We start from the raw sequence: 501 nt of genomic DNA, 5'->3' as shown, positions 1-501 counted from the left end.
ATGTTGTTGCTGGCGTTCTGGGTCGACGTCACGTGGGACTTGATGTCGTCGGCAAAGGCCGTGTTGTTGCCGTTCATGTTCACGACGTTCTGGGTCTGGCCGATCAACTGCGAAGCATTGAAGGTCGAGTCGATCTTGGTCAGGCTGAAGACGGGCATGAAGGGCACGAAGCCGCCGCGCACGGCGCGCATGGCGCGGGCGTCGAGTTCTTCGGTGACCGACAGGTCCTTGATGGCGAGGGTGGTAGTCATGGCAGTTCTCCGGGGTATTCAGTGGATTGCGAATTTGGCTTGGGGCGTGGCCCGCGGCTCAGTAGATGTTGTTGGTGGCGTTTTGCGTCGAGTCGACATGGGACTTGATGTCGGCCACGAAGGCGGCGTTGTTGCCGTTCATGTTCACAACATTCTGGGTCTGGCCGATCAGCTGCGAAGCATTGAAGGTCGAGTCGATCTTGGTCAGGCTGAAGACGGGCATGAAGGGCACGAAGCCGCCGCGCACGGC

2 protein-coding genes are annotated in these 501 nt (G+C 59.7%); both read right to left on the bottom strand.

What is annotated here, in order from left to right; all coding sequences use genetic code 11:
* On the bottom strand, nt 1-251 hold a 251-nt coding region (locus AC07XB_RS38975), incomplete at its 3' end, for a hypothetical protein (RefSeq protein ID WP_492833280.1).
* Nucleotides 252-309: 58 nt separating this feature from the next.
* The coding region (locus tag AC07XB_RS38970; protein ID WP_494752838.1) for a hypothetical protein at nt 310-501 on the bottom strand (192 nt) is incomplete at its 5' end.

The sequence above is a fragment of the Cupriavidus sp. GW821-FHT02F09 genome (genome assembly GCF_059421605.1).
Note: the sequence above shows the minus strand (reverse complement) of the source record. Positions and strands in the feature narration are given on the sequence as shown.